Raw genomic sequence first — 22,702 nt, 5'->3', positions numbered from 1 at the left:
AGTATCCGGATTCGCGTCAGAGCAGTCCTAAGGCGTCACTACACAGCGGCAAATGGGAGAAAATACGCGAATATTGCGGATGTGCGATACCTTCAAGACTCGAAGCGTGAGATATCGCAACCCACTGCAGCTCAGCGTGTTCGTCACCCAGCAGTGTTGGCTCGCCACCATCCCATTCCGTTACCACGAAAACATGGTAGCAGGTGCGGGGAGCGCTGGCTGCTTGCAGTTCTGAAAACTCTGCGACCCTGTTAAACCGCAAGGGCGTTAAGCCGACCTCTTCTTGTGCTTCCCGGACGAGAGCTGCCTCAATGGTTTCGCCAGGCTCTACATGGCCACCCACCAGATCCCAATGGCTTGGGTACCGGGCTTTATGCGGTCCCCGTTTCACCAAAAAGATAAAGCCGTTTCTTACAAAAGCAGCGCATGCAATTCGCGTCACAACAACCTCACGATGGGGCGACAATTTGCCAATGCGTATCTGGTGGCAGGCAGTATCCCCGGGCGAGCGCTCCTGAAATCATTCAGGTTGAACAACACGTATCGCCCGCGTTTCGATCTTTGCGCGGGTAACGCCATCCACCGCGACAATCCCGCGGCGAAAAGGCGCTACACTGCGGGAAACTCGCCGGCCAAGTCAGCCTCATGCGCCGGTTCCTGCCTGAATTCCTGGTCGACAAGAACCTGCGGAAATAAACCAATTTACCGGCCTGAGGCGGCTGGGTTCAGCCGCCGTCTTTGCCAGTCGTCTCAGAGCTGCTCCATCATCGTCGCAGCGCCTGAGACAGTTGCCTGGCCGGGGCTTTCCTCGACGTTCAGCGACTTCACGACGCCGTCCTCGACGAGCATCGAGTAGCGCTTGGACCGCACGCCGAGGCCGCCGGCGGAAAGGTCGGCTTCGAGGCCAAGTGCTTTGGTGAAGCCTGCGTCCCAGTCGGCGAGGAAGTGGATCTTGCCCATGCCGCCGGACTGTTCGGCCCAGGCGCCCATGACATGCCAGTCGTTGACGGAGAGAACCGCGATATCGTCAACGCCCTTGGCGAGGATGGAATCGCGGTTTTCGAGATAGCCCGGCAGATGGTTCAGCGAGCAGGTCGGCGTAAAGGCGCCGGGTACGGCGAAAAGCACGATGCGCTTGCCTTTGAAGAGCTGCTCGGTCGAAATCTCCACGGGGCCATCCGCGGTTTTTTCCTTGAATGTGGCGGCAGGAAGCTTATCGCCGATCGCGATGGTCATGGGTTTCTCCTCGGTCTAGATGATTGCGGCGGGGACGGGTTGGAGCCGACTATAAAAGCCGGTCAGTCAAAGGCAAGCGGCGTCTCCATGGCGCGGCCGCCGTCGATGATCAGGACGCTCCAGCTTTTCCCGGCAACCTCATAGTTCTTCGGAAGCTTGTCGATGGCGATCGATGTCGAAAAGTTCTTTCCGTCGCGCTTGTTCATCAGCTTCCTGGTGAAGACGTATCCGTTCGGCCCCGTGAGGATCACCTCCGGCGCGGTGTCGCCGCCGTCGGGCAGGGCAACCTGCAGGCGGAGTTGCTTCATGTCTTCCGAAAACGTGTGGGACGTCACGTTGAACTGCGACGACGGCTCTTCCGGCAGGAAGGCCTCGGCATTCTTGAGAATCGCTTCTTCCTCCGGGCGGGATTGATTGGCGGAACCAACAGGAAGCGAGAATTCGGCCTGGAACGGAATGCAGATATCCTTGCAGATGCCGATGAATGCGCTCGCCTTCAGTTCGAGCGGCCGGGAGGCGTCCTTCGCCGAGAAGGTCAGCGGCAGCAAAACGGGCGCGTCATAGGCGATGTCGTCTATCTTGCCGTCGACGAGATGCTTCGGCACCGGGTAGCGGATTGCCTTCAGCTCGATGCCGCTTTCCGGCGCGACCGTGATCTGGGGCGGTATCCCGCTGTTGCCGGGCTCGCGCCAATAGGTGATCCAGCCGGGCCGCGGCTCGATCTGCAGCGCGCCGCGCATCGTGCCGTCGAGGTCCGGCGGTAGCGCGATCAGCCGCATCCGTCCGCCTTGATTGTCGGCCCAGCCGCTCATTTCGGCGCGCACCGGCCCGACGGAGGTGGCCAGGGCGGCCACGCAGACGGCGGTGTACAGAAGCCGGCGAAATTCGATAGAAATAGTCGTCATGGAACAACGGTTTATCGAAAATCGCCTTTCGCCGCCAGAAGTTCGGCCATCTAAATTCTTCATTTTCGGTTGATTGATCTGCAGCATTGCCCCATGTTTCTTTTATAGGGCTGTTGGTACGTCTGGCAGCAGGAGGAAATATGTCCCTATCCACGCTGAAAAACAGACGGGAACGCGGCTTTTTCGACGGGCAGTTCCTGATTGCGATGCCGGGCATGGAAGATAGCAACTTCTTCCGTTCGGTCATCTATATCTGCGCCCATTCCGAGGCCGGTGCCATGGGCTTCATCATCAATCGCCCCCAGAACCTCACGTTCACCGACGTACTGCTGCATCTCGAAATGGTCAACGACCAGGAGCCGATCGTCCTGCCGGAGCACGCCCGGGATTTCCCGATCCAGACAGGCGGTCCCGTGGAAAGCGGCCGCGGTTTCGTGCTGCATTCCGATGATTACATCAGCGACTCCAGCATCCCGATCAGCGACGATATCTGCCTGACGGCAACGCTCGACATTGTCCGCGCGATTTCCAAGGGCGGCGGGCCGAAGAGGGCAACGATGATGCTCGGTTATTCCTCCTGGGGTGCCGGCCAGTTGGAAATGGAAGTCGCGAGCAACGGCTGGCTGACCTGCGCTGCCAATGAGGCGCTGATCTTCGACCGCAATCTCGATGACAAATACGAACGCGCGCTTGCGGGCATGGGCATTACCGCCGCCATGCTTTCCGCCGAAGCCGGGCATGCGTGATCTCTAATCCAGGAACGATTTCGTTGACATGACGTTTTCTTCCGGCAAGCGTGCCAGATGGCGCGCCGCCGAAATGCCTGTTGCGCGCCGCGCAGCAGGCATTTTGGTTCGTCGGCATTCGTTGAGGGTAATCATGAGGCTCTTCGCCTGCGACAATTGCGACCAGGTCGTCCACTTCGACAACCGCCATTGCGTCCGCTGCAATCATCGCCTCGGCTTCCTGCCGGACGATCTCTGCATGCACGCGCTCGAGCCGCGCGACGAAATGCAGTGGCGGCTCGTCACAAATCCGGAACGCAGGATCCGTTTCTGCGCCAATGCCGGTCTTGATATCTGCAACTGGCTGCTTGCGGAGGATGACACCCATGAATTCTGTATCGCCTGCCGCCACAATAGGCTGGTGCCGAATACCCAAACCCAGGACGGCATTGCGCGCTGGCGCCGCATCAGCCAGGCGCAACGCCATCTCTTCTATTCGCTGCTGCGCTGGAACCTGCCGCATCCCGACCGGCAGGAAGATCCCGCCGGCGGGCTCGTTTTCGATTTCCTCGAAGATACGGTTCAGAATGACGGCAACATCCTTCCCGCGAGGACCGGACATGAGGAGGGCCTGATCGCCATCCGCGCGGCGGAAGCCGACGACGCCACGCGCGAGCAGGCCCGCGCCATGATGAACGAGCCTTACCGCACGCTGCTCGGCCACTTCCGCCATGAGGCCGGCCACTTCGTCTGGAACAAGCTGGTGCGCGATGTTAACGGCCTCGATGCCTTCCGCGCCGTCTTTGGCGACGAACGCCAGGATTACCGCTCAGCCCTTCAGAACCACTATGCCAACGGCCCGCCCGTCGGCTGGCGGGAGAGGTTCATCAGCGCCTATGCATCTTCACACCCATGGGAAGACTTCGCCGAGTGCTTCGCCCACTACCTCCATATCGTCGATACGCTGGAGACAGCCCGAGCTTTCGGCATCGCCATCGATCCCAGCGGCCATGAGGAAATGGCTTCGGAAGTGGATTTCAATCCATACAGGGCGGAAAGCGCCGAACAGCTCGTCAGCGCCTGGGTTCCGCTCAGCGTCGCAATCAACGCCATCCAGCGCAGCATGGGCCAGCCGGACGCCTATCCTTTCGTGCTGTCCCGGGCCGTCGTTGCGAAGCTCGAATATCTGCACAAGCTCATTCAGGATGCGTCGGCGCTGTCACCGAGAACTGCGGCGTGAGCCCCCTCATCCGCCTGCCGGCACCTTCTACCCGCCGGGGGAAGGGATATGCGGCTGACGCTCACAAAGCTCTCGGATGTATCGAGGAGGTAACCGGCATCTCGGCTTCGCCTCTCCCCTCGGGAGAGGGCAGGGTGAGGGGCCATTCGCACCAGCATTGATTTGAAATGCCTTAAGCCCGCTTCGTCAGCGGGAAGCGTTCCTTCAGCAGGCGCAGCACGGAATCGGAGCCCATCGGCGGGCCGAAAAGATAGCTCTGGCCGTAGCTGCAGCCCATCTTGGCAAGCTCGATGGCATCCTCATTGGATTCGATGCCTTCGGCGACGACCTGCATGTCCAGCTCGCGCGCCATGGAGATGACCGACCTGAGGATGGTTGCCTTCTTGTCGCTGTCGTCGCGAACCAGCGCCTTGTCGAGCTTGATCGTGTCGAAGGGGAAGCGGGTGAGGTAGGCGAGCGACGAGTAGCCCGTGCCGAAGTCGTCGAGCGCCAAGCCGAGGCCGGCCTCCTTGAGCTTCTGCAGCACGAGCCGCGCCTGCTCCGGATTTTCCATGACCATGGATTCCGTCAGCTCCAGCTTCAAGCGCGACGGCTCGCAATGGGTCTTCGAAAGAACCGAGCGCACGTCGTCATAGAGTTCGTTGTTGAGGAGCTGCACGCTCGACAGGTTGATCGAGACGAAGATCGGCAGTTCGCCGGTCTGGTTCTGCCAGGCCATCAGGTCGCTGGTCGCCTGTTCGAGCGCGAATAAGCCAAGCGAGCCGATGATATCCGACGCTTCGGCGATCGGGATGAATTCCGATGGCGGAATGTTGCCGCGCTTCGGATGTTCCCAGCGCATCAGCGCCTCGAAGCCGGCAATCTCGACATCCTCCAGCCGCGCGATCGGCTGGTAGACCATCGACAGTTCCTTGCGCTCGATGGCGCGGCGGAGGTCGGATTCGAGCTGCAGGCGGTCGGCGCCGAAATCGCGGAAGGCGGGGCGGAAGGGTTCGACGCGGTTGCCGCCCGCGCGCTTGGCACGGTACATGGCAAGCTCTGCATCGCTCAGCATGCCGGCGGCGTTTTCCTGCTGATCGACCCATGAGGTAAGACCGATCGAGGCCGTCAGGATGATTTCGCGATTGCCGAAATTGATCGGCACCATGATCGCCTTGCTGACGGCATCGGCAAAATCGGCGACCTTCGCCGGATCGCGCTCGGAAACGAGGATGAGACCGAACTGGTCGCCCGCAAGGCGCGCCAGGGTATCCTGCGGTTTCAGGAGACGGCGGAGGCGGCGGGTGAGCGCGATCAGAATGTTGTCGCCGGCTGCGACGCCGAGCGAATCGTTCACCAGCTTGTAGCGGTCGATATCGATCACCATCACCGTCGGCCTGAGCGTTTCGCCACCGGGCGCAAGCGCCAGTACCGATTGTAGGCGGTCGATGAAGAGCTGGCGGTTCGGCAGGCCGGTGAGATTGTCGTGCAACGCGTCATGCAGCAGCCGCTCGACGGAATTCTTTTGCTCCGTGACATCGACGATCGTGCCGACGCAGCGGATGATCTCGCCGTTCGAGCCGAGCACCGGCCGGGCGCGGATCAGCAGCCAATGGAAATGTCCGTCCTCGGCGCGGATGCGGAACTCATGGTTCAGCCGCCCGCGGCGATGTTCGAGCAGCACGTCCAGCGTCGCGCGGAAGCGGTCGCGGTCGTCCGGGTGAAGCCGCGGCAGCCAGTTGCGGGCTGCACCATGCATGGTGCCAGGCGACAATCCGAGCTTCACGGAAACATCCGGAATGGTGACGACGCGGTCGCGCGCCACGTCCCAGTCCCAGACCATATCACCGGAGCCCGTCAGCGCCAGAGACTGCCGTTCGAGATCGGAGAACAGGCCCTGCTGGAAGGCGCCGCCCGCAAAGGCGTGCTGCATCACTGTAAAGCCGATCAGCAGAATGATGAGGACGAGGCCGCCGCCGAGCGCCGGCTGGATGATGTCGTTGTCAAGCCGGCCTGTCACGGTCAGCCATGCTCCGAACAACCAGACCAGGATCAGCGCCCAGGCGGGTACCAGCAGGATGGCGCGGTCGTAGCGGTTGAAGCCGAGATAGATGATGAGCACGATGCCCATCGTCGCAGTCAGCGCGAAGGAAAGCCGCGCAATGCCGGAGGCGATCGAGGGATCGTAGATCGCGACGCCGAAGAGCAGCGCAAGGCCGAGCACCCAGGCGAGCGTGGCGTAGCCGAGATGCGTGTGCCACCGGTTGAGGTTCAGATAGGTGAACAGGAAGATCACGAAACTCGACGCCAGCGCCACTTCGGCACAGGCGCGCCATATTCGCTGGTCCGCCGAGGCGACGCTGACGAGTTTGCCAAGGAAACCGAAATCGACGCAGATATAGCCGAGCACCGCCCAGGCGAGTGCCGCCGTCGCAGGCAGCATCGAAGTTCCCTTGACGACGAAGAGGATCGTCAGGAACACGGCAAGCAGGCCGGCAATCCCGAGCACGATGCCGCGGTAGAGCGTGAACGCGTTAATCGTGTCCTTATAGGCGTCCGGCTCCCACAAATAGATCTGCGGCAGCTCGGGCGTCGCAAGCTCGGCAACGAAGGTGATGACCGCGCCGGGGTTCAGCGTGATGCGGAAGACGTCGGCCTCGTCGCTTGGCTGGCGGTCGAGCGCAAAGCCTTCGCTCGGCGTAATCGCCATGATGCGCTGCGAGCCGAGGTCCGGCCAGAAAAGCTTGGAATTCACAAGGCGGAAATGCGGAGCGACGATAACGCGCTCGAGCTGCTCTTCCGAGACATTGGCGAGCGCAAAGACGGCCCAGTCACCCTGGTGATTTTCGGAGCTGGCGCGCACCTCGATGCGCCGGCGGATGCCGTCTGCGCCTGCAGCCGTCGAAACCTGGAAGGCCTCGCCCTGGTTGGCATAGATTTCCGTCGTCCCGGTCAGATCGAGCGCCGTGTCGTCGCGGGAAATCTTCACCGGTTCCGCCGCCTGCGCAACGCCTGCAGCCAATGCAAGCATCGACAGGAAAAGAGCTGCGATCACCGCGATCAATCGGCCGGACGGTGATTTGGGCAGCATGCGGTTCGTGGTCATCGGCTGTCGGTTTTCCTGCCTGTATCCGTATCGGTGGCAAGCAGTGAATACATCACGTGGTCATGCCACTGACCGTTTATTTTCAAGTATCCGCGCAGATAGCCTTCCCGCTGAAACCCAGCCTTTTCAAGCAGGCGAATGCTTCGTGCGTTCTCCGGAATACAGGCTGCCTCGATACGGTGCAACTCAAGCCCTGCGAAGATATAGGGTATAACCAACTGAAGTGCGGCGAACATATGGCCTTGGCCGGCATGCTTCTCGCCCATCCAGTAGCCGATCATGCAGCTCTGCGCCGCACCGCGACGGATATAGCCGATCGTGATCCCGCCGAGCAGTTCCATGTCCGGTTTCAGGAACAGGAACAGCGGGATCGCCTGTCCGGAGGCGTATTCCTGCTTGCCGCGGATGACACGGGCGCGATAGGCGCCCTCCGTCAGCTCATCGCGCCGCCATGTGGGTTCCCAGGGTTCCAGGAACTTGCGGCTGGCGGCGCGCAGCTTGTGCCACTGGTTGAAATCCTGGTAGCGCGGAAGCCTCAGCGCATAGCGGTCATTCTCGATCTCCACCGCTTCCGGCTGCCGCGACAGGAACCGAAAAACCGATTTTGGCATCGATCACTCCCGGCAGGATGGAACGCGGCTCAGCGGCTTGCTGTTTTCGACTGCACTAAGGGAGCGGACAGCGAGGCGACGATATCTTCCATAGGTGCAAGCCGCTCCAGCGGGCCGATTGCCGAAAGGGTCGGCACGGTGTCAAAGAACAGGCGGCCGGCGAGGTCGGTGAGACGCTCGATGGTGATGCCCTCGAGCCGTTCCATCATTTCCTGATTGGAGATAGGCTCGCCGTAGAGCATCATCTGGCGGGCGATCTGGCCAGCGCGTGCGGCCGGGCTTTCCTGCCCCATCAGAAGCTGGGCGCGGATCTGCGCGCGGGCGCGCTCGATCTCCTTCTGCTCGATGAAGCCTGCCGACTTGTGCAGCTCGTCGACGATCACCGGCACGAGTTCAGGAAGGTTCTCGCCGCCGGTCGCGGCATGGATGCCGAAGATGCCGGTGTCGGAAAAGCCCCAGTGGAAGGCATAGATCGAATAGCACAGGCCGCGAATTTCGCGCACTTCCTGGAAGAGGCGGGACGACATGCCGCCGCCGAGGATATTGGCAAGGATCTGCGAACAGTAAAAGTCGCGGGCATGGTAGGCCTTGCCCTCGAATCCGAGCAGGACCTGCGCATCCATCAGGTCGCGCGTCTCGCGCACGCTGCCGCCGATGTAGCGGGCTGTCTCGATGACCGGCGGCGCGCTCGGCGCGGTAGGCAGGCTCGCGAAGCGCTGTTCCACCATGCGCACGAATTCGTCATGATCGACCGCCCCGGCGGCGACGACGAACATGCGGTCGGTCGTGTAGTTTCGGCCGAGATAGCTGCGGATCTGCTGCGGCGAGAAGGAGACGACGGTTTGCGGCGTGCCGAGGATGGCGCGGCCGAGCGTCTGGTCGCGATAGGCGGTCTCGGAGAACTTGTCGAAGACCACGTCGTCCGGCGTGTCGTTCGCCGCGTTGATCTCCTGCAGGATCACCTGCTTCTCGCGTTCGAGTTCGTCTTCCTCGAAGGCCGATTCGGTCAGGATGTCGGCGAGAATATCGACGGCAAGCGGCAGGTAATCCTTCAGCACGCGGGCATAATAGGACGTCGTTTCGGTCGACGTGGCAGCGTTCACCTCGCCGCCCACATCCTCGATTTCCTCGGCGATGTCGCGGGCCGAACGGCGGGCCGTGCCCTTGAACGCCATGTGTTCGAGCAGATGCGCTATGCCATGCTCGTCTTCCGTCTCGTTGCGCGAACCCGATTTGATCCAGACGCCCAGAGCGACGCTTTCAAGATGCGGCATGGTCTGGGTTACTACCGTCAGCCCGGATTTGAGCCGGGTGCACTCAACTGTCATTGGCTATCTTTCTGCGCTTGCCGCATCACGTCCGGGCGTGTTTGCCGATAAAGCCTTCAATGGCCTTAAGTTCCTGATCGACGACTTGGAAGCGCTCCTCCTTAAGCATCAGACCAGCAAGCCACGTCGGAAGCGCCGGGTCAATACCGGAGGCGGATTTTACCGCTGCGGGAAATTTTGCCGGGTGCGCGGTCGCAAGCGTCACCATCGGCGTGTTCGGTTTTTCGTGCTTGGCGGCGACGAAGACACCGATCGCGGAATGCGGGTCGAGAAGATAGCCGGTTTTGGCATAGGTAGTCTTGATCGTCTGCGCCACCTGCTTTTCGCTGGCGCGGCCGGCGCGGAAATCCTTCCTGATCGCGGCAAGCGCCTTCGGCGTGATCTCGAAACCGTTCGACTGCTTCAGGCTGTCCATCGCATGGCGCACCTTGGAAGCATCCCGGTCGTAGGCTTCGAAAAGCAGCCGCTCGAAGTTCGAGGAAATCTGGATGTCCATCGATGGTGAGGTTGTCGCCTTCACTTTCTTCATGTCGTAGCGGCCGGTCCTCATCGTGCGGGCGAGGATGTCATTCTCGTTGGTCGCGATCACCAACTTGCCGATCGGCAGGCCCATGCGCTTCGCGGCGTAGCCTGCAAAGATGTCGCCGAAATTGCCGGTCGGCACGGTGAACGAAATCTTGCGGTCCGGCCCGCCGAGTGCGATCGCCGTCGTGAAATAGTAGACGATCTGGGCCATGATGCGCGCCCAGTTGATCGAGTTGACGCCGGAAAGGCGAACCTTGTCGCGGAAGGCCACATCGTTGAACATCGCTTTGACGAGGTTCTGGCAGTCGTCGAAATTGCCCTTGACCGCCAGTGCATGGACATTGCCCGCCGTCGAGGTGGTCATCTGCCGTTGCTGCACTGGCGAAACCTTGCCGTGCGGAAAGAGGATGAAGATATCGGTGCGTTCGCGGCCCGCGAAGGCGTCGATCGCAGCCCCGCCCGTATCGCCCGACGTCGCGCCGACGATCGTCGCTCGCTCGCCGCGCTTTTCCAGTGCATAGTCCATCAGACGCGCCAGAAGCTGCATCGCCACGTCCTTGAAGGCGAGCGTGGTGCCGTGGAAAAGTTCCATGACGAAGCTGTTCGCTCCCGTCTGGACGAGGGGGGCGATCGCCGGATGCCGGAAAGTGCCATAGGCTTCGTCGATCATCGCCCGGAAGGTGGCGGCGGGAATTTCGCCGTTCGTAAAGGGCGAAAGGATCGCAAACGCGATCTCCTGGTAGCTCTTGCCGCGCAGCGCCCGGATTTCCTTCTTGGAGAAGTGCGGCCATTGGCGAGGAACATAGAGACCGCCGTCGCGCGCAAGACCCGTCAGTAACGCATCGCAAAAGCCGAGGGAAGGGGCCTCGCCGCGGGTCGAGATATAGTCCACGTTCTTCATCCTTGACGTTATGGCCGGAAGAGATCCGGATGGAGGAGCCAGGCGCCGGAATTGCAGCAGATCGAAATGTGCGTCAAAACGGTGCTTAACCAATCGATTTTTCTTTGCGCCGCTGATATAGACCATCGCAAACTGTCACGAAAGGCCCCGCAAACAAGACTTCGAGGCCTGCCAGAAACTTTGTAAGAGGGTGGAATAATCGTGTTCGGCAAAGTCTCGCGTCTCATCGTTTCCGTATCTGTCGCCGCTCTTCTTGCCAGCTGCAACTCCCTGGGTGTCGGCGGCGAAAGCAAGTCCACCGAAGCGGCGCAGACGAACGGCAATGCTCAAATCATGCCGCTTGCGCCCGCCAATCCCTCTTCCAGCAACGCGCCGATCGGCACGGCGACCAACGTTCAGGGTGCCGCCCAGCCGGTCGTCCAGGGCACCTGCCCGCAGATTTTCATGAAGGATCAGGACGCGATCTTCCGCACCTATGCCAAGGGCAAGACGGGTGACAACAGCCAGATCGTCCATCAGGCGGCAATCGGCGACTACACGCGCCAGTGCACGCTGAACGAACAGAACCTGTCGATGACAGTCGTGGCGCAGATCCGCCTGATCGCCGGCCCAGCCGGCGGCCCGGGCCGCGTCACGCTGCCGCTGCGGATCACCGCATACGACGGCCAGGATGTCGTCTCTTCGGAAGTGGTTCCGTTTGCCGCCGAAATTCCGGCAGGGCAGACGGCCGCTCAAGTCCTCTTCCGCAAGGACGGCTTCAAGCTGCCCGTCGGCTCCGGTGCACTGGTGCGCATCAATATCGGCTTCGATCAGGGGCAGGCCGCAAAGACCAAGAAGAGCAGCTAAGGGCGCTTCGGCGTTCCTCGTCAGAGGACGCCAGCCCATTCCGAAAGAGCGGCAACCACGCCCGGCAGGTCGTTCATCCGCGAGATGACCGTCTCTGCTCCGGCATCCGTCAGGCGGTCGGCGTGCGAGGAATAGGTATGCGATGCACCGGTGAAGCCGATGACGCGCATGCCGGCGGCGCGTGCCGCATGGATGCCATGGACGGAATCCTCGACGACGACCGTCTTCGACGGCGAAACGCCCATCTTTTCGGCGCCATGCAGGAAGATGTCCGGCTTCGGCTTGACGCGATCCGGCCCGAGATCTTTTGCGGAAAAGACATTCGGAGCAAACAGCTTCTTCAATCCCACCTTGCCGAGCATCATGTCGAGCCTGTGCGAACTGGAATTCGAGCAGACGCAACGCTTCAGATCAAGGCGCGAGACGGCGAACTCGACGCCCGGAATGGCTTGCACGTCGCGCTCGAGGCGCAGGTCGAGCACCTTTTCGGATTTGTCGAGCAGCGACGCGGAAAGCGGGATGCTCGCCTCGCGCTCCACCTGCAGAAGGATGTTCTTCCAAGTCATGCCTGCGAACCGCTCGGCCATCTCTTCGGTGCTGATCGGATAGCCCGCGTCCGTCAGAAGCTTGGACTCCACGTCCGCCGCGATAATTTCGGAATCGACCAGAACGCCGTCGCAGTCGAAAATGATGAGGTCGAAGCCGTCCATGTACTCTCAAGCCTTGTTGGGGGATGATGCGACTTACACGATGGACGCCGAAAGCTCAACCGGCAGGCGGGCATGGCTGGGATGCGCCTCGCGGGCGGCTGGCTGCTGCTGTCGGCCGTCAGGCTTCCAGCGGAAAGAGCGACAGGAAGTGCCGCTCGCCTTCTGGCGAGAAGATCACCGAACGGCTTCCCGCCGTCCGCCGCGCCCAGCCCTTGTCGAAGAAGTTGGAAAGCAGCGCCTTGCCGAGGCTGCCGGCAAGATGCGCGCGCCGCTCGCTCCAGTCGAGGCACGAGCGGCAGAGCGGGCGGCGTGACGACTTGAGATCGGAGATATCGACGCCGATGCATTTCAGTTGGCTTTCACCTTTCGACGTGACCGACAGGCTTTCGCCGAGGGCGTCGATCGCGCCCGAAGCCACGAGACTGTCGAGCATGCGCACGCCGTAATCGCCGGCCAGATGATCGTAGCAGATACGCGCCTTGCGCAGCGCCGGTTCCTTCGGACCCGTCCGGTGTCTGAGATGGCCGCGGCTGGCGGCGAAGCCCATCATGCTCTCGATCAGCCGGGCAGTCGCCTCGTCTGCGAGTGTGAAATAGCGGTGTCGGCCCTGCTTGCGCTGGGTAAGCAAGCCGCCGGTTTGGAGCTTGGCGAGATGCGTGCTCGCCGTCTGAAGGGTGATGCCGCCGACTGCAGCAAGCTCGGTCGCCGTCAGCGCCCGGCCGCCTGACAGCGCAGCCAGCATGTTGGCGCGCGCAGGATCGCCGATCAGCGCTCCGATCTGGGCAATGTCCGGTCCTTCCTTCATACTTCGATCGTAACCGAAGCATTGTCGTCGTGCAATGTGCGAAAACGCCTTTCACAAGCAAAGGAGAAAGAGATGCTGACCTGCTTCATCCGCTACGAGATCGACCCCTTCACTAAGGATGCCTTTACCGAATATGCCCGCGTTTGGGGGCAGGCGATCCCACGCAACGGCGCCGATCTCATCGGCTACTTCGGTCCGCACGAGGGGTCTGCGACAACCGCCTACGGCGTCTATAACATCGAAAGCCTTGCCGCTTACGAGGCCTATCGCGCCCGCCTCGCAGCCGATCCGCTCGGTAAGCAAAACTACGAGTTCGCCAAACGCGAACGCTTCATTCTCAAGGAGGACCGCATCTTCCTGAAGAACGTGTCCGTCCCTCATTCCCCGCTGGTGCTGCCATGATCGCCGTCATCTTCGAAGTCGTCCCCTATCTGGGCGAACGCCACAGATATCTCGACCTTGCCGGTGACCTGCGCGCCGAACTGGAAAAGATCGACGGCTTCATCTCCATTGAACGCTTCGAGAGCCTGACGATGCGCGGCAAACTGCTGTCGCTCTCGTTCTGGCGGGACCAAGAGGCGGTGAGAGAATGGCGCAACCTCGAAGCTCACCGCGCCGCGCAGAAGGCCGGCCGAAACGGCATCTTCGCCGACTACCGCCTGCGCATCGGCCACGTCGTCCGCGACTACGGCATGTTCGAGCGGGCTGAGGCGCCGGCGGATAGCCTGAAGGTGCACACGGCTTAGTCTAGAGGCTGGGTTTCGCTTGGAGAGGGAACCCCACTCTCCGTCATCCTCGGGCTTGACCCGAGGATCCATTCTTCAAGCATTTTGGCCATGGGTGGATCCTAGGGTCAAGCCCGAGGATGACGGAGCCCGAGGGGATCGCCAGCAACCAGAAGGGACAAATCGGCTAAAGCACCACCCTCAACTACGAATAATTTCCCAAAATCATCCACCGGTTCAGGCTTTGGTAACCAACTTGAGTAACCATAACGGCGAGTAAAAAGCGTAATGTGCATGAGCGAGTATCCATATGGCGTCTGTTTTTCCGCTTGCCGATCTCAAGACCTCCGCAACACCGGGCTCTTGGATCAACACGATCATCAAGGGTGACTGTGTTGCAGCCCTCGAAGCTTTGCCGACCAACTCCGTCGACGTCATTTTTGCCGATCCGCCATACAATCTCCAGCTCGGCGGCACGCTCCACCGTCCGGACCAGTCACTGGTCGACGCCGTCGATGACGAATGGGATCAATTCGCGTCCTTCGAAGCATACGACGCCTTCACCCGCGCCTGGCTGCTTGCCTGCCGCCGCGTGCTGAAGCCGACCGGCACCATTTGGGTGATCGGCTCCTATCACAATATCTTCCGTGTCGGCGCCACCCTGCAGGACCTGAATTTCTGGATCCTCAACGACATCGTCTGGCGCAAGACAAACCCTATGCCGAATTTCAAGGGCCGCCGGTTCCAGAATGCCCATGAGACGATGATCTGGGCAAGCCCGGACGCGAAGGCCAAAGGCTATACCTTCAACTACGATGCAATGAAGGCTGCGAACGACGACGTGCAGATGCGCTCCGACTGGCTCTTCCCGATCTGCAGCGGCTCCGAGCGGCTGAAGGGCGAGGACGGCAAGAAGGCGCATCCGACGCAGAAGCCGGAAGCACTGCTCGCCCGCGTCATCATGGCGTCGTCGAAGCCCGGCGACATCATCCTCGACCCGTTCTTCGGCTCCGGCACCACGGGCGCTGTCGCCAAGCGCCTGGGCCGCCACTTCGTTGGCATCGAGCGCGAGCAGGACTATATCGATGCGGCGTCCGCCCGCATCGCCGCCGTCGAGCCGCTCGGCAAGGCGGAATTGACCGTCATGACCGGCAAGAAGCAGGAGGTTCGCATCGCCTTCAACGTCCTGGTGGAAAGCGGCCTCATCAAGCCCGGCCAGGTGCTGACAGATGCCCGCCGCCGCCACAGCGCGATCGTCCGCGCCGACGGCACGGTGGCCTCCGGTGGCGAGGCCGGTTCGATTCATCGTCTCGGCGCGAAGGTGCAGGGGCTTGATGCATGCAACGGATGGACATTCTGGCACTTTGACGATGGGCAATCCCTGCGCCCCATCGACGACTTGCGGTCCGTGATCCGCAGTGATCTGGCAAAGGCGGGATGAGCAGCGGCCTGACCTTATCGAGACTACCTTCTTCCGGTTTTTGTACCTCCAGTTGCGGAAGAAGGCTTACGGCGCCCGGGATCAATCCCCGGGCGCCTTTTCTTTGAGAAGGCCAAGCTCCGTCACCTTGCACCCACGCCATAGTCGGCAAGATCGCTGCGCAACTTGTCGGCGCCGGTGAAGAGCACGGCGTTCCATCCTGCCGCTTTGGCGCCTTCGACATTCGCAGGCGCGTCATCGATGAAGATCGTCGCCGCCGGCTCGAGTCCGAAGCTCCTCGTATGCGTTTCGTAGATCGCGATATCCGGCTTGATCAGCCCGACATCGCCGGAAACGGTGACGCCGCGCGGCTTGGTCAGGAAGGCAAAGCGCTTCTGCGCTTCGCGGAACGTATCGGAGGCGAAGTTCGTCAGCATCGTCACGTCGCGGCCGTCCGCGATCAGTCCCTCCATGATCGCGACGCTGCCCTCATAGGCATGCGGCACCATCTCGTGCCAGTGCTTGCGGAAGGCGCGGATATGCTCTTCACGCGAAGGATGGATTTCAATCAGCAGCGCTTCGGCATCCGCCCAGGTGCGGCCGCGGTCCTGCTCGACGTTCCAGTCATGGGTGCAGACATTGTCGAAGAACCACTTGCGCTCTGCCTCGTCGGGAATGAGGCGGCTGTAGGGAATATTCGGATCGTAATGGATAAGAACTTTGCCGATATCAAAAACGATATGATGGATTGATGCAGTCATGGTCACCCCTTGGGCATTGCAAACGCACGAGGAATAGCGGTCGCGATCGCTTTTTTCATGATGGTCGGCAGCGCCTGCGCTTCAAGATTTGTAACCGCTTCCCACCATCCGTCATCGATTTGAATGTGCGATGGGATCGCGGCGCGGTAGATCGAAAGCCGGAGCTCGAAATGCGTGAACACATGTGTGACGGTGCCGCATTCCTCCCACTGAGAGGGGAAGGGCGCCGCATCCGCGGACGTCTCGCCGTCGATCCGCGACGTCCATGCCGTCGTCGGCACCTCTGTCATGCCGCCGAGCAGCCCGCTTGCGATCCGCCGCCGAAGGAGGATTTCGCCATCCGCCGTCACGGCGACAAAGGCCGCACCCAGGCGCACCGGCTTTTCCTTCTTCGCCGCCTTCACCGGAAACTGTTCGGGGTCATGCAGGCGAAGAGCCTCGCACGATCCCCTGAACGGACAGAGCGAGCAGGCCGGCCGCTTCGGCGTGCAGATCGTCGCGCCGAGATCCATCATGGCCTGGGCAAAATCGCCGGGGCGGGTGGCCGGCGTCAGCAGCGCCACCTTCTGCCTCATCAGCGGCTTGCCGGCCGGAAGCGGCGTGGCGATCGCGTAGAGCCTGGAAATCACCCGCTCGACATTGCCGTCCATGACGGCGGCCTGCCGGTTGAATGCGATCGCCGCGACCGCCGCTGCCGTATAGTCGCCGACACCGGGCAGAGATTTCAGGCCGTCCTCCGTATCCGGAAAGACGCCGCCATGTTGCGTGGCGACCGCTTCGGCGCATTTCTTGAGATTGCGGGCGCGGGCGTAGTAGCCGAGTCCCGCCCAGGCTGCCATAACGTCCTCGGTCGGCGCCTCGGCGAGGTCGCGAACCGTTGGCCAGCGCGTCAGGAAATTTGCAAAATAGGGCTTCACGGCCTGCACGGTCGTCTGCTGCAGCATCACCTCCGAAAGCCAGACGCGATAAGGATCGGCCCTCACGCCGCGTCGCGCCATAGGCGGCGAAACGCGCCAGGGCAGGTCCCGGTGATGCCGGTCGTACCAGTCGAGAAGGGGCTGCGCGGTCGGCGCGTCGAGTATCGTTGATGTCATCATTTGCCGCGGGACGGGGAAGTGCCCTATACTTGGCGGAGCAATGCTGCGCGATCAAGGCGGCAGCGCCGAATGGCGGCGGCACCTGAAGGTTTCGATGAGTTATCCACGTAAAGCTGAAAAGCAGATATCCGAACTGGCGAACGGGCTCATCGATCCGGTGCTTGCAAAACGCGCCGGTATCAACACCGCGCTGCTCGGCTGCTGGGACGAAATCGTCGGCGAGGATTTCGCCGATTGCACGCGGCCAGAAAAGATCGCCTGGGTGCGCGGCAATGAAAATGGCACCTATAAGCCCGGCGTCCTGACGATCGCCTGCGAAGGCGCACGCGCTTTGTTCCTGACCCACGCGCAGGGCGAACTCATCCAGCGCATCAACAGCTTCTTCGGCTTCGCCGCCGTCCACCAGATCCGCATCGTCCAGAAGCCGGTTTCGCAGGCGGCCAAACGATCGCGTCCGCCGCAGCCGCTGAAGGGCGAGGCGGCCCGAAAGCTTGAAAGCATGATGGAAGGTATCGAAGGCGACAAGCTGCGCGAGGCGGTGAAGCGGCTGGGCACCGCGGTATTGGGGAAGCGGCGATAGCGCCGCGTGAACTTGCCTTTCTGTATTGCAGTGTAATTATCAACAGAAGGCAGGGTTGGTGCGAACCAGCAAACCGATCACCGTCACACTCGGCTCCCAGCAGAAAAGTTTGGATGCTCGGCTTGAATCCGGCGCGTACAGTTCCGCCAGTGAGGTCTTGCGCGCAGCGCTGAGGGCGCTCGATCGCGAAGAGGAAGCGCTCAACGAAATCGTGCGCGAGAAAATCCGTGAAGCGATTGATGATCCGGCTCTCGATATCAATGCGGATGTCGTTTTTGATCGTATCGAGCGCCTCCATGCCGAGCGAATGAAGAGCGGACAGTGACAGCCGGCGTCGTATTCCGCCCCAGGTCAGAAAAGGATTTGCTCGAAATCTACGAGTACATAGCAAGCGGCGAAACTGAAAATTGCAGATGTGGCGTGCAACGCAAGCTTTCGTCCCACCAGGTCACAATTCTTTGAAGAAAGTTGGCGAAGCGTGCCTTGTTCGCGGCTGCGCGCCGTTATATCGCACATTCAGCCGCCACTCTTGATTAGGGGAACCCATGCTGATCTCTGAAATGCAACTGACGAAACGCCAGCTTCTGAGCGGCATGGCCGCCGCGACGGCGACACTTGCGGTCGCAAGCGCGACAAACGCAGCAGCCGAACTTCCGCAGCCGGCTGGCGATGTCGACATGACGGAAGTGTTGAAGCCCGGTCCGCTGCCGGAAATGGCGCTTGGCAAGGAAGATGCCCCGGTCACCATTGTCGAATATATGTCGATGACCTGCCCGCATTGCGCCCACTTCCACAACACGACCTTCGACGAGATCAAGAAGAAGTACGTGGATGCCGGCAAGGCGCGCTTCATCATCCGCGAATTCCCGTTCGATCCGGCGGCTGCCGCAGCCTTCATGCTCGCCCGCTGCAACGCCTCCAAGCCGGAAGAATTGAGCACGCCGGAACAGTATTTCCCGATGGTTTCCATGCTTTTCAAACAGCAGGAAACCTGGGCCGCCGCCGAAGATCGGCGTGCTGCACTTCTCCAGATGGCTAAACTCGCTGGATTTAGTGAGGATAGTTTTACGAAGTGCTTGACGAACCAGAAGCTTCTGGATGAAGTGAACGCCACGCGGGAAAGGGGCTCCAAGGAGTTCGGCATCGATGCCACGCCGACTTTCCTCATCAACGGGAAGCGTTATTCTGGAGACATGCCGGTTGACACCATGTCGGCCCTCATCGACAGCCTGCTTTGATCCGTACCGTTTGGCGATGACGGGCGCTGGCCGTGGCTGTCTGCCTGTTTTTCGTTTCAAGGCTTGGCGCGAGCACCCCCCTCTGTCCTGCTGGACATCTCCCCCACAAGGGGGGAGATCGGATGGGGCAGCTCTCCCGCCCGTCACAAGTGTTTTAGCCGATGGCCCGGTTGTTTGGGGAAGCCGCCGCCTCCCGCCAATGGGAGAGATGCCCGGCAGGGCAGAGGGAGGTATCAAACCCTCCGCCGCTTCTTCCGGAGCCCTCGCATGAAGTTCAACAAGCTCCGCGTCATCGGCTTCAAATCCTTCGTCGAGCCGACGGAATTCATCATCGAGCGGGGCCTCACCGGCGTTGTCGGGCCTAACGGCTGCGGCAAGTCCAATCTTGTCGAGGCATTGCGCTGGGTGATGGGCGAGAACTCGTACAAGAACATGCGCGCCTCCGGCATGGACGACGTGATCTTCTCCGGTTCGGGAAACCGCCCGGCGCGCAACACGGCCGAAGTCGCGCTCTATCTCGACAACAGCGAGCGCACGGCGCCTGCCGCCTTCAACGACAGCGACGAAATTCAGGTGACCCGCCGCATCGAGCGCGAGCAGGGTTCGATCTATCGAATTAATGGCAAGGAAAGCCGTGCCAAGGACGTGCAGCTCCTCTTCGCTGATGCCTCGACCGGCGCGCGTTCACCGTCGATGGTAGGCCAGGGGCGGATCGGCGAGCTGATTTCGGCCAAACCGCAGGCCCGCCGTCAGTTGCTGGAAGAGGCGGCCGGCATTTCCGGCCTGTATTCCCGCCGTCACGAGGCAGAGCTGCGGCTTCGCGCCGCCGAAGGCAACCTCGAACGCCTCGATGACGTGACCTCGCAACTCGAAGGCCAGATCGAGAGCCTGAAGCGCCAGGCACGCCAGGCGAATCGCTTCAAGACGCTGTCCGCCGAAATCCGCGCGCGTGAAGCGACACTCCTGCATATCCGCTGGGTGCAGGCGAAGGAGGCGGAAGCCGAGGCCGATAGCGCCCTTAACCAGGCGACCGTCGTCGTTGCGGAAAAGGCCCAGATCCAGATGGAGGCGGCAAAGGCCCAAGGCGTCGCCAGCCTGAAGCTGCCGGAGCTGCGCGAGAGCGAGGCGCGTGCCGCTGCCGCCCTCCAGCGGCTGCAGATCGCCAAGACCCAGCTTGAGGATGACGCGAACCGTATCCTGCGCCGCCGCGACGAGCTGACCCGCCGCTTGGCGCAGCTTGCCGAGGACATTCAGCGCGAGGAGCGGCTGGTCTCGGACAATGCCGCAATCCTAGCGCGTCTCGACGCAGAGGACGCGGATATTACGGAAATACTGGCGGATTCCGGACGCCATGCCGACGAGTTGCGCGAAGCTTTCGAAGGTGCGGCGGCAAAGCTTGCCGACAGCGAGCATGTTTTCGCGGCACTGACCGCGGAGCGCGCCGAGGCCGCGGCCGGACGCCATCAGCTGGAACGCGCGATCCGCGATCTCGCCGACCGCAAGATGCGCCTCGAACGGCAGCTGGACGAGGCAAGTCGCGAGTTCTCCAGCGTGACCGAAAAGATCGCTGCGCTGCCCGATCCCGATGAAAAGCGAGCGGTTGTCGAAGCCGCGGAGATCGCCGTCGCGGAAGCCGAAACGGTGATTCAGGCGGTCGAACAGGCGCTCGCCGCAGCCCGCGAGACCGAAGCGCTTTCCCGCGGGCCGGTCGAGGAGGCGCGCTCGAAGCTGAATGCGCTGGAAACCGAAGCTCGCACCATCTCGCGCATGCTTGCCGCAGGTGCGGCGGCGGGGGAATTTCCATCCGTTGCCGATGATCTCCGTGTCGATCGAGGCTTCGAAACGGCGTTGGGTGCTGCACTCGGCGACGATCTGGAATCGCCTCTCGACCCGAGGGCGCCGGCCCACTGGTCGGGAAATGGCGACGGCGCGTCTGACCCCGCGCTGCCGGTGGGCGCCGAGCCCTTGCGGAACCATGTCGGCGCGCCGGCTGCACTAACGCGCCGCTTGAAGCAGATCGGCCTCGTCGCCGATGCCGACGCCGCGCGGCTGATGAAGGAGCTGAAGCCCGGGCAACGGCTGGTGACGAAGGACGGCGCCGTCTACCGCTGGGACGGCCATGTAACCGGCGCCGACGCCCCGAGCGCGGCTGCCCTGCGCCTCGCCCAGAAGAACCGTCTCGACGAGCTGGAAAGCGAAGTTTCACTTGCCCGCGACGTTCTGGCCGAAGCGGAAGAGCGGCTTGCAATGGCGAGCGAGGCCATTCGCGGCGAGGAACGCAGGCTCAACGAAGTGCGGGACATGAGCCGCCTTTCGGCAAGGCACCTTGCCGAGGCGCGCGACGCGCTGGCCGCTGCCGAACGCGCCGCCGGTGATCTCATCCGCCGCCGCGACGTGATCGCGGAAGCCGTCAGCCAGATCCAGTCGCAGCAGGAAGATTTCGCCGTTCAGGAAGAGAATGCGCGTATCGAGCTTGAGGACGCGCCGGATATCGTCGCGCTCGACGACCGGCTGCGCATTCAGCAGGCCGAGGTCGCAACCGATCGCGGCCTTGCGGCTGAAGCTCGTGCCCGCCATGAAAGCCTGAACCGCGAAAACGAGGCCCGCCAGCGCCGCATCGTGGCGATTGGCCAGGAGCGGGAGACCTGGCGCCAGCGCGCCGCAGGCGCCGAAGAGCACATAGCGACCCTGCGCGACCGCGAGGAGGAGGCCCGCGAAGAAGCCATCGAACTCGAAATGGCGCCGGATGAGTTCGAAGACAAGCGCCATGCGCTGCTGAACGAACTGCAGAAAGCAGAAGCTGCACGCCGGGGGGCCGCAGATCTTCTGGCTGCCGCCGAACTCGTGCAGCGCGAAGCCGATCACAAGGCTGCCACCGCCCTTTCCGAACTCGCAGAAAGCCGAGAGCGTCGAGGCCGCGCCGAAGAGCGCCTCGTCTCGGCGCGCGAAAAGCGGCAGGAGAGCGAGAGCCGCATCCGGGAAGCGCTCAATGTTCCGCCGCACGAGGCGTTCCGCCTGACGGGCCTGCAGGCCATGCAGACCGTTCCAGACCTGCGCGAAGTCGAGCGCGAGCTGGAGCGGCTGAAGATGGAGCGCGAGCGCCTTGGGGCTGTGAATCTCCGCGCCGAGGAAGAGCAGAAGGAGCTCACCGAAAAGTTGGAAGCGCTGATCAGGGAGCGCGACGACGTCATTGATGCCATCCGCAAGCTCCGCGGCGCGATCCAGAGCCTCAACCGCGAAGGCCGCGAACGCTTGATCGCCGCTTTCGATGTCGTCAACGGCCAGTTCCAGCGCCTTTTCACCCACCTCTTCGGCGGCGGTACGGCGGAGCTGCAACTGATCGAATCCGACGATCCACTGGAAGCGGGCCTCGAAATCCTCGCGCGCCCCCCCGGCAAGAAACCGCAGACGATGACGCTGCTTTCCGGCGGCGAGCAGGCGCTGACCGCCATGGCTCTGATCTTCGCCGTCTTCCTCACCAATCCGGCCCCGATCTGCGTGCTCGACGAAGTGGACGCGCCGCTCGACGACCACAATGTCGAGCGCTATTGCAACCTGATGGATGAAATGGCCGCATCGACCGAGACCCGATTCGTGATCATCACTCACAATCCGATCACCATGGCGCGCATGAATCGACTTTTTGGTGTAACGATGGCGGAGCAGGGCGTATCGCAGCTTGTTTCCGTCGACCTGCAAACCGCCGAACGCCTTCGCGAAACGGCTTGAAAAATAAGCGCTTTCATAAATACCCAAAAAAGGTCAGGTCGCAAAGGACGCGTTAACCCAATTGGGTGATGCACATTTTGCGGAATTGAATTAGAAGTTGTTTCCATGCGGCGGGCCTGAGGGTCGGCTATGCGCATGTTGGATTTGCCGGGTATAATGTTGGACGAGGGTGGTCCGATTGACCCGGTTTAGCGTACCCCCCGTCCAGTTTCCTGGCTGGACGGAAATAAGGCTT

21 protein-coding genes are annotated in these 22,702 nt (G+C 61.8%); 10 read left to right on the top strand and 11 right to left on the bottom strand.

The genetic code is table 11. The annotated features are described in order from the left end of the window. Positions 1–16: 16 nt before the first annotated feature. The 3 genes from ACZ9BX_RS10800 to ACZ9BX_RS10790 form a co-directional block, all read right to left on the bottom strand. Entirely contained in the window at positions 17–442 is a 426-nt protein-coding gene (locus tag ACZ9BX_RS10800) for an NUDIX hydrolase (protein ID WP_476217764.1), read from the bottom strand. Positions 443–750: 308 nt separating this feature from the next. Next, positions 751–1,236, bottom strand: coding sequence for a peroxiredoxin (locus ACZ9BX_RS10795; protein ID WP_027507694.1), 486 nt, complete (start codon positions 1,234–1,236; stop codon positions 751–753). Between the two features lie 62 nt (positions 1,237–1,298). Continuing rightward, entirely contained in the window at positions 1,299–2,141 is an 843-nt protein-coding gene (locus tag ACZ9BX_RS10790; RefSeq protein ID WP_476217762.1) for a protein-disulfide reductase DsbD domain-containing protein, read from the bottom strand. Positions 2,142–2,281: 140 nt separating this feature from the next. Here ACZ9BX_RS10790 and ACZ9BX_RS10785 point away from each other — a divergent pair, with 140 nt between their 5' ends. Both ACZ9BX_RS10785 and ACZ9BX_RS10780 read left to right on the top strand, forming a co-directional pair. After that, positions 2,282–2,887 carry a YqgE/AlgH family protein gene (locus ACZ9BX_RS10785; protein ID WP_027507692.1) on the top strand — a complete coding sequence of 202 codons (606 nt, stop codon included), beginning with the start codon at positions 2,282–2,284 and terminating at the stop codon, positions 2,885–2,887. A 133-nt stretch (positions 2,888–3,020) separates the two neighbouring features. Next, positions 3,021–4,106, top strand: coding sequence for a zinc-binding metallopeptidase family protein (locus tag ACZ9BX_RS10780; RefSeq protein ID WP_476217760.1), 1,086 nt, complete (start codon positions 3,021–3,023; stop codon positions 4,104–4,106). A 172-nt stretch (positions 4,107–4,278) separates the two neighbouring features. On the opposite strand, the gene ACZ9BX_RS10775 is transcribed toward ACZ9BX_RS10780, so the two are convergent. From ACZ9BX_RS10775 to thrC, 4 genes are read right to left on the bottom strand one after another with little or no spacing between them, the layout of a single operon-like run. Then, positions 4,279–7,191, bottom strand: a complete 2,913-nt coding sequence (locus ACZ9BX_RS10775; RefSeq protein ID WP_476217758.1) for an EAL domain-containing protein — start codon at positions 7,189–7,191, stop codon at positions 4,279–4,281. Next, entirely contained in the window at positions 7,188–7,802 is a 615-nt protein-coding gene (locus ACZ9BX_RS10770) for a GNAT family N-acetyltransferase (protein WP_132559645.1), read from the bottom strand. The genes ACZ9BX_RS10775 and ACZ9BX_RS10770 overlap by 4 nt, the downstream gene beginning before the upstream one ends. 29 nt (positions 7,803–7,831) lie before the next feature. After that, entirely contained in the window at positions 7,832–9,130 is a 1,299-nt protein-coding gene (locus tag ACZ9BX_RS10765; RefSeq protein ID WP_132559647.1) for a M16 family metallopeptidase, read from the bottom strand. Positions 9,131–9,155: 25 nt separating this feature from the next. Further along, positions 9,156–10,556, bottom strand: a complete 1,401-nt coding sequence (thrC, locus tag ACZ9BX_RS10760; protein ID WP_476217757.1) for a threonine synthase — start codon at positions 10,554–10,556, stop codon at positions 9,156–9,158. Positions 10,557–10,754: 198 nt separating this feature from the next. Here thrC and ACZ9BX_RS10755 point away from each other — a divergent pair, with 198 nt between their 5' ends. After that, the gene (locus ACZ9BX_RS10755) at positions 10,755–11,402 is read left to right on the top strand and encodes a hypothetical protein (RefSeq protein ID WP_476219975.1); all 648 of its coding nucleotides are present in this window, start codon (positions 10,755–10,757) and stop codon (positions 11,400–11,402) included. Between the two features lie 20 nt (positions 11,403–11,422). On the opposite strand, the gene ACZ9BX_RS10750 is transcribed toward ACZ9BX_RS10755, so the two are convergent. Both ACZ9BX_RS10750 and ACZ9BX_RS10745 read right to left on the bottom strand, forming a co-directional pair. Further along, the gene (locus ACZ9BX_RS10750) at positions 11,423–12,112 is read right to left on the bottom strand and encodes an HAD family hydrolase (protein ID WP_476217756.1); all 690 of its coding nucleotides are present in this window, start codon (positions 12,110–12,112) and stop codon (positions 11,423–11,425) included. A 118-nt stretch (positions 12,113–12,230) separates the two neighbouring features. Then, on the bottom strand, positions 12,231–12,917 hold the full coding sequence (locus tag ACZ9BX_RS10745) for an ArsR/SmtB family transcription factor (RefSeq protein ID WP_476217755.1): 687 nt from the start codon (positions 12,915–12,917) through the stop codon (positions 12,231–12,233). A gap of 72 nt (positions 12,918–12,989) precedes the next feature. On the opposite strand from ACZ9BX_RS10745, the gene ACZ9BX_RS10740 reads away from it, so the two are divergent. The 3 genes from ACZ9BX_RS10740 (at position 12,990) to ACZ9BX_RS10730 (ending at position 15,083) form a co-directional block, all read left to right on the top strand. Beyond that, on the top strand, positions 12,990–13,319 hold the full coding sequence (locus ACZ9BX_RS10740; RefSeq protein ID WP_027507683.1) for an NIPSNAP family protein: 330 nt from the start codon (positions 12,990–12,992) through the stop codon (positions 13,317–13,319). After that, positions 13,316–13,663 carry an antibiotic biosynthesis monooxygenase family protein gene (locus ACZ9BX_RS10735; RefSeq protein WP_476217754.1) on the top strand — a complete coding sequence of 116 codons (348 nt, stop codon included), beginning with the start codon at positions 13,316–13,318 and terminating at the stop codon, positions 13,661–13,663. The genes ACZ9BX_RS10740 and ACZ9BX_RS10735 overlap by 4 nt, the downstream gene beginning before the upstream one ends. Before the next feature lie 289 nt (positions 13,664–13,952). Further along, a complete protein-coding gene (locus tag ACZ9BX_RS10730; RefSeq protein ID WP_476217753.1) occupies positions 13,953–15,083 on the top strand; it encodes a DNA methyltransferase in 1,131 nt (376 codons plus the stop codon). Between the two features lie 122 nt (positions 15,084–15,205). On the opposite strand, the gene ACZ9BX_RS10725 is transcribed toward ACZ9BX_RS10730, so the two are convergent. Both ACZ9BX_RS10725 and mutY read right to left on the bottom strand, forming a co-directional pair. Continuing rightward, positions 15,206–15,823, bottom strand: a complete 618-nt coding sequence (locus tag ACZ9BX_RS10725; RefSeq protein WP_476217751.1) for an HAD family hydrolase — start codon at positions 15,821–15,823, stop codon at positions 15,206–15,208. Between the two features lie 2 nt (positions 15,824–15,825). Next, positions 15,826–16,917 (bottom strand): A/G-specific adenine glycosylase, encoded by a 1,092-nt coding sequence (mutY, locus tag ACZ9BX_RS10720; RefSeq protein WP_476217749.1) that lies wholly within the window; start codon positions 16,915–16,917, stop codon positions 15,826–15,828. A gap of 97 nt (positions 16,918–17,014) precedes the next feature. Between mutY and ACZ9BX_RS10715 the strand changes: the two genes are divergently transcribed. The 4 genes from ACZ9BX_RS10715 (at position 17,015) to ACZ9BX_RS10700 (ending at position 22,467) form a co-directional block, all read left to right on the top strand. Continuing rightward, positions 17,015–17,500 (top strand): DUF721 domain-containing protein, encoded by a 486-nt coding sequence (locus ACZ9BX_RS10715; RefSeq protein ID WP_132560068.1) that lies wholly within the window; start codon positions 17,015–17,017, stop codon positions 17,498–17,500. 58 nt (positions 17,501–17,558) lie between these two features. Further along, positions 17,559–17,825 (top strand): type II toxin-antitoxin system ParD family antitoxin, encoded by a 267-nt coding sequence (locus tag ACZ9BX_RS10710; RefSeq protein ID WP_476217748.1) that lies wholly within the window; start codon positions 17,559–17,561, stop codon positions 17,823–17,825. Between the two features lie 220 nt (positions 17,826–18,045). Then, entirely contained in the window at positions 18,046–18,738 is a 693-nt protein-coding gene (locus ACZ9BX_RS10705; protein WP_027507677.1) for a DsbA family protein, read from the top strand. Between the two features lie 267 nt (positions 18,739–19,005). Continuing rightward, complete coding sequence (locus ACZ9BX_RS10700; protein ID WP_476217747.1) at positions 19,006–22,467, top strand: chromosome segregation SMC family protein; 3,462 nt, start codon at positions 19,006–19,008, stop codon at positions 22,465–22,467. Positions 22,468–22,702: the final 235 nt, after the last annotated feature.

This window comes from Rhizobium sp. USDA 3886 (assembly GCF_056279785.1).
The sequence above is the reverse complement of the archived record's forward strand: the minus strand, read 5'-3'. Positions and strand labels throughout refer to the sequence as shown.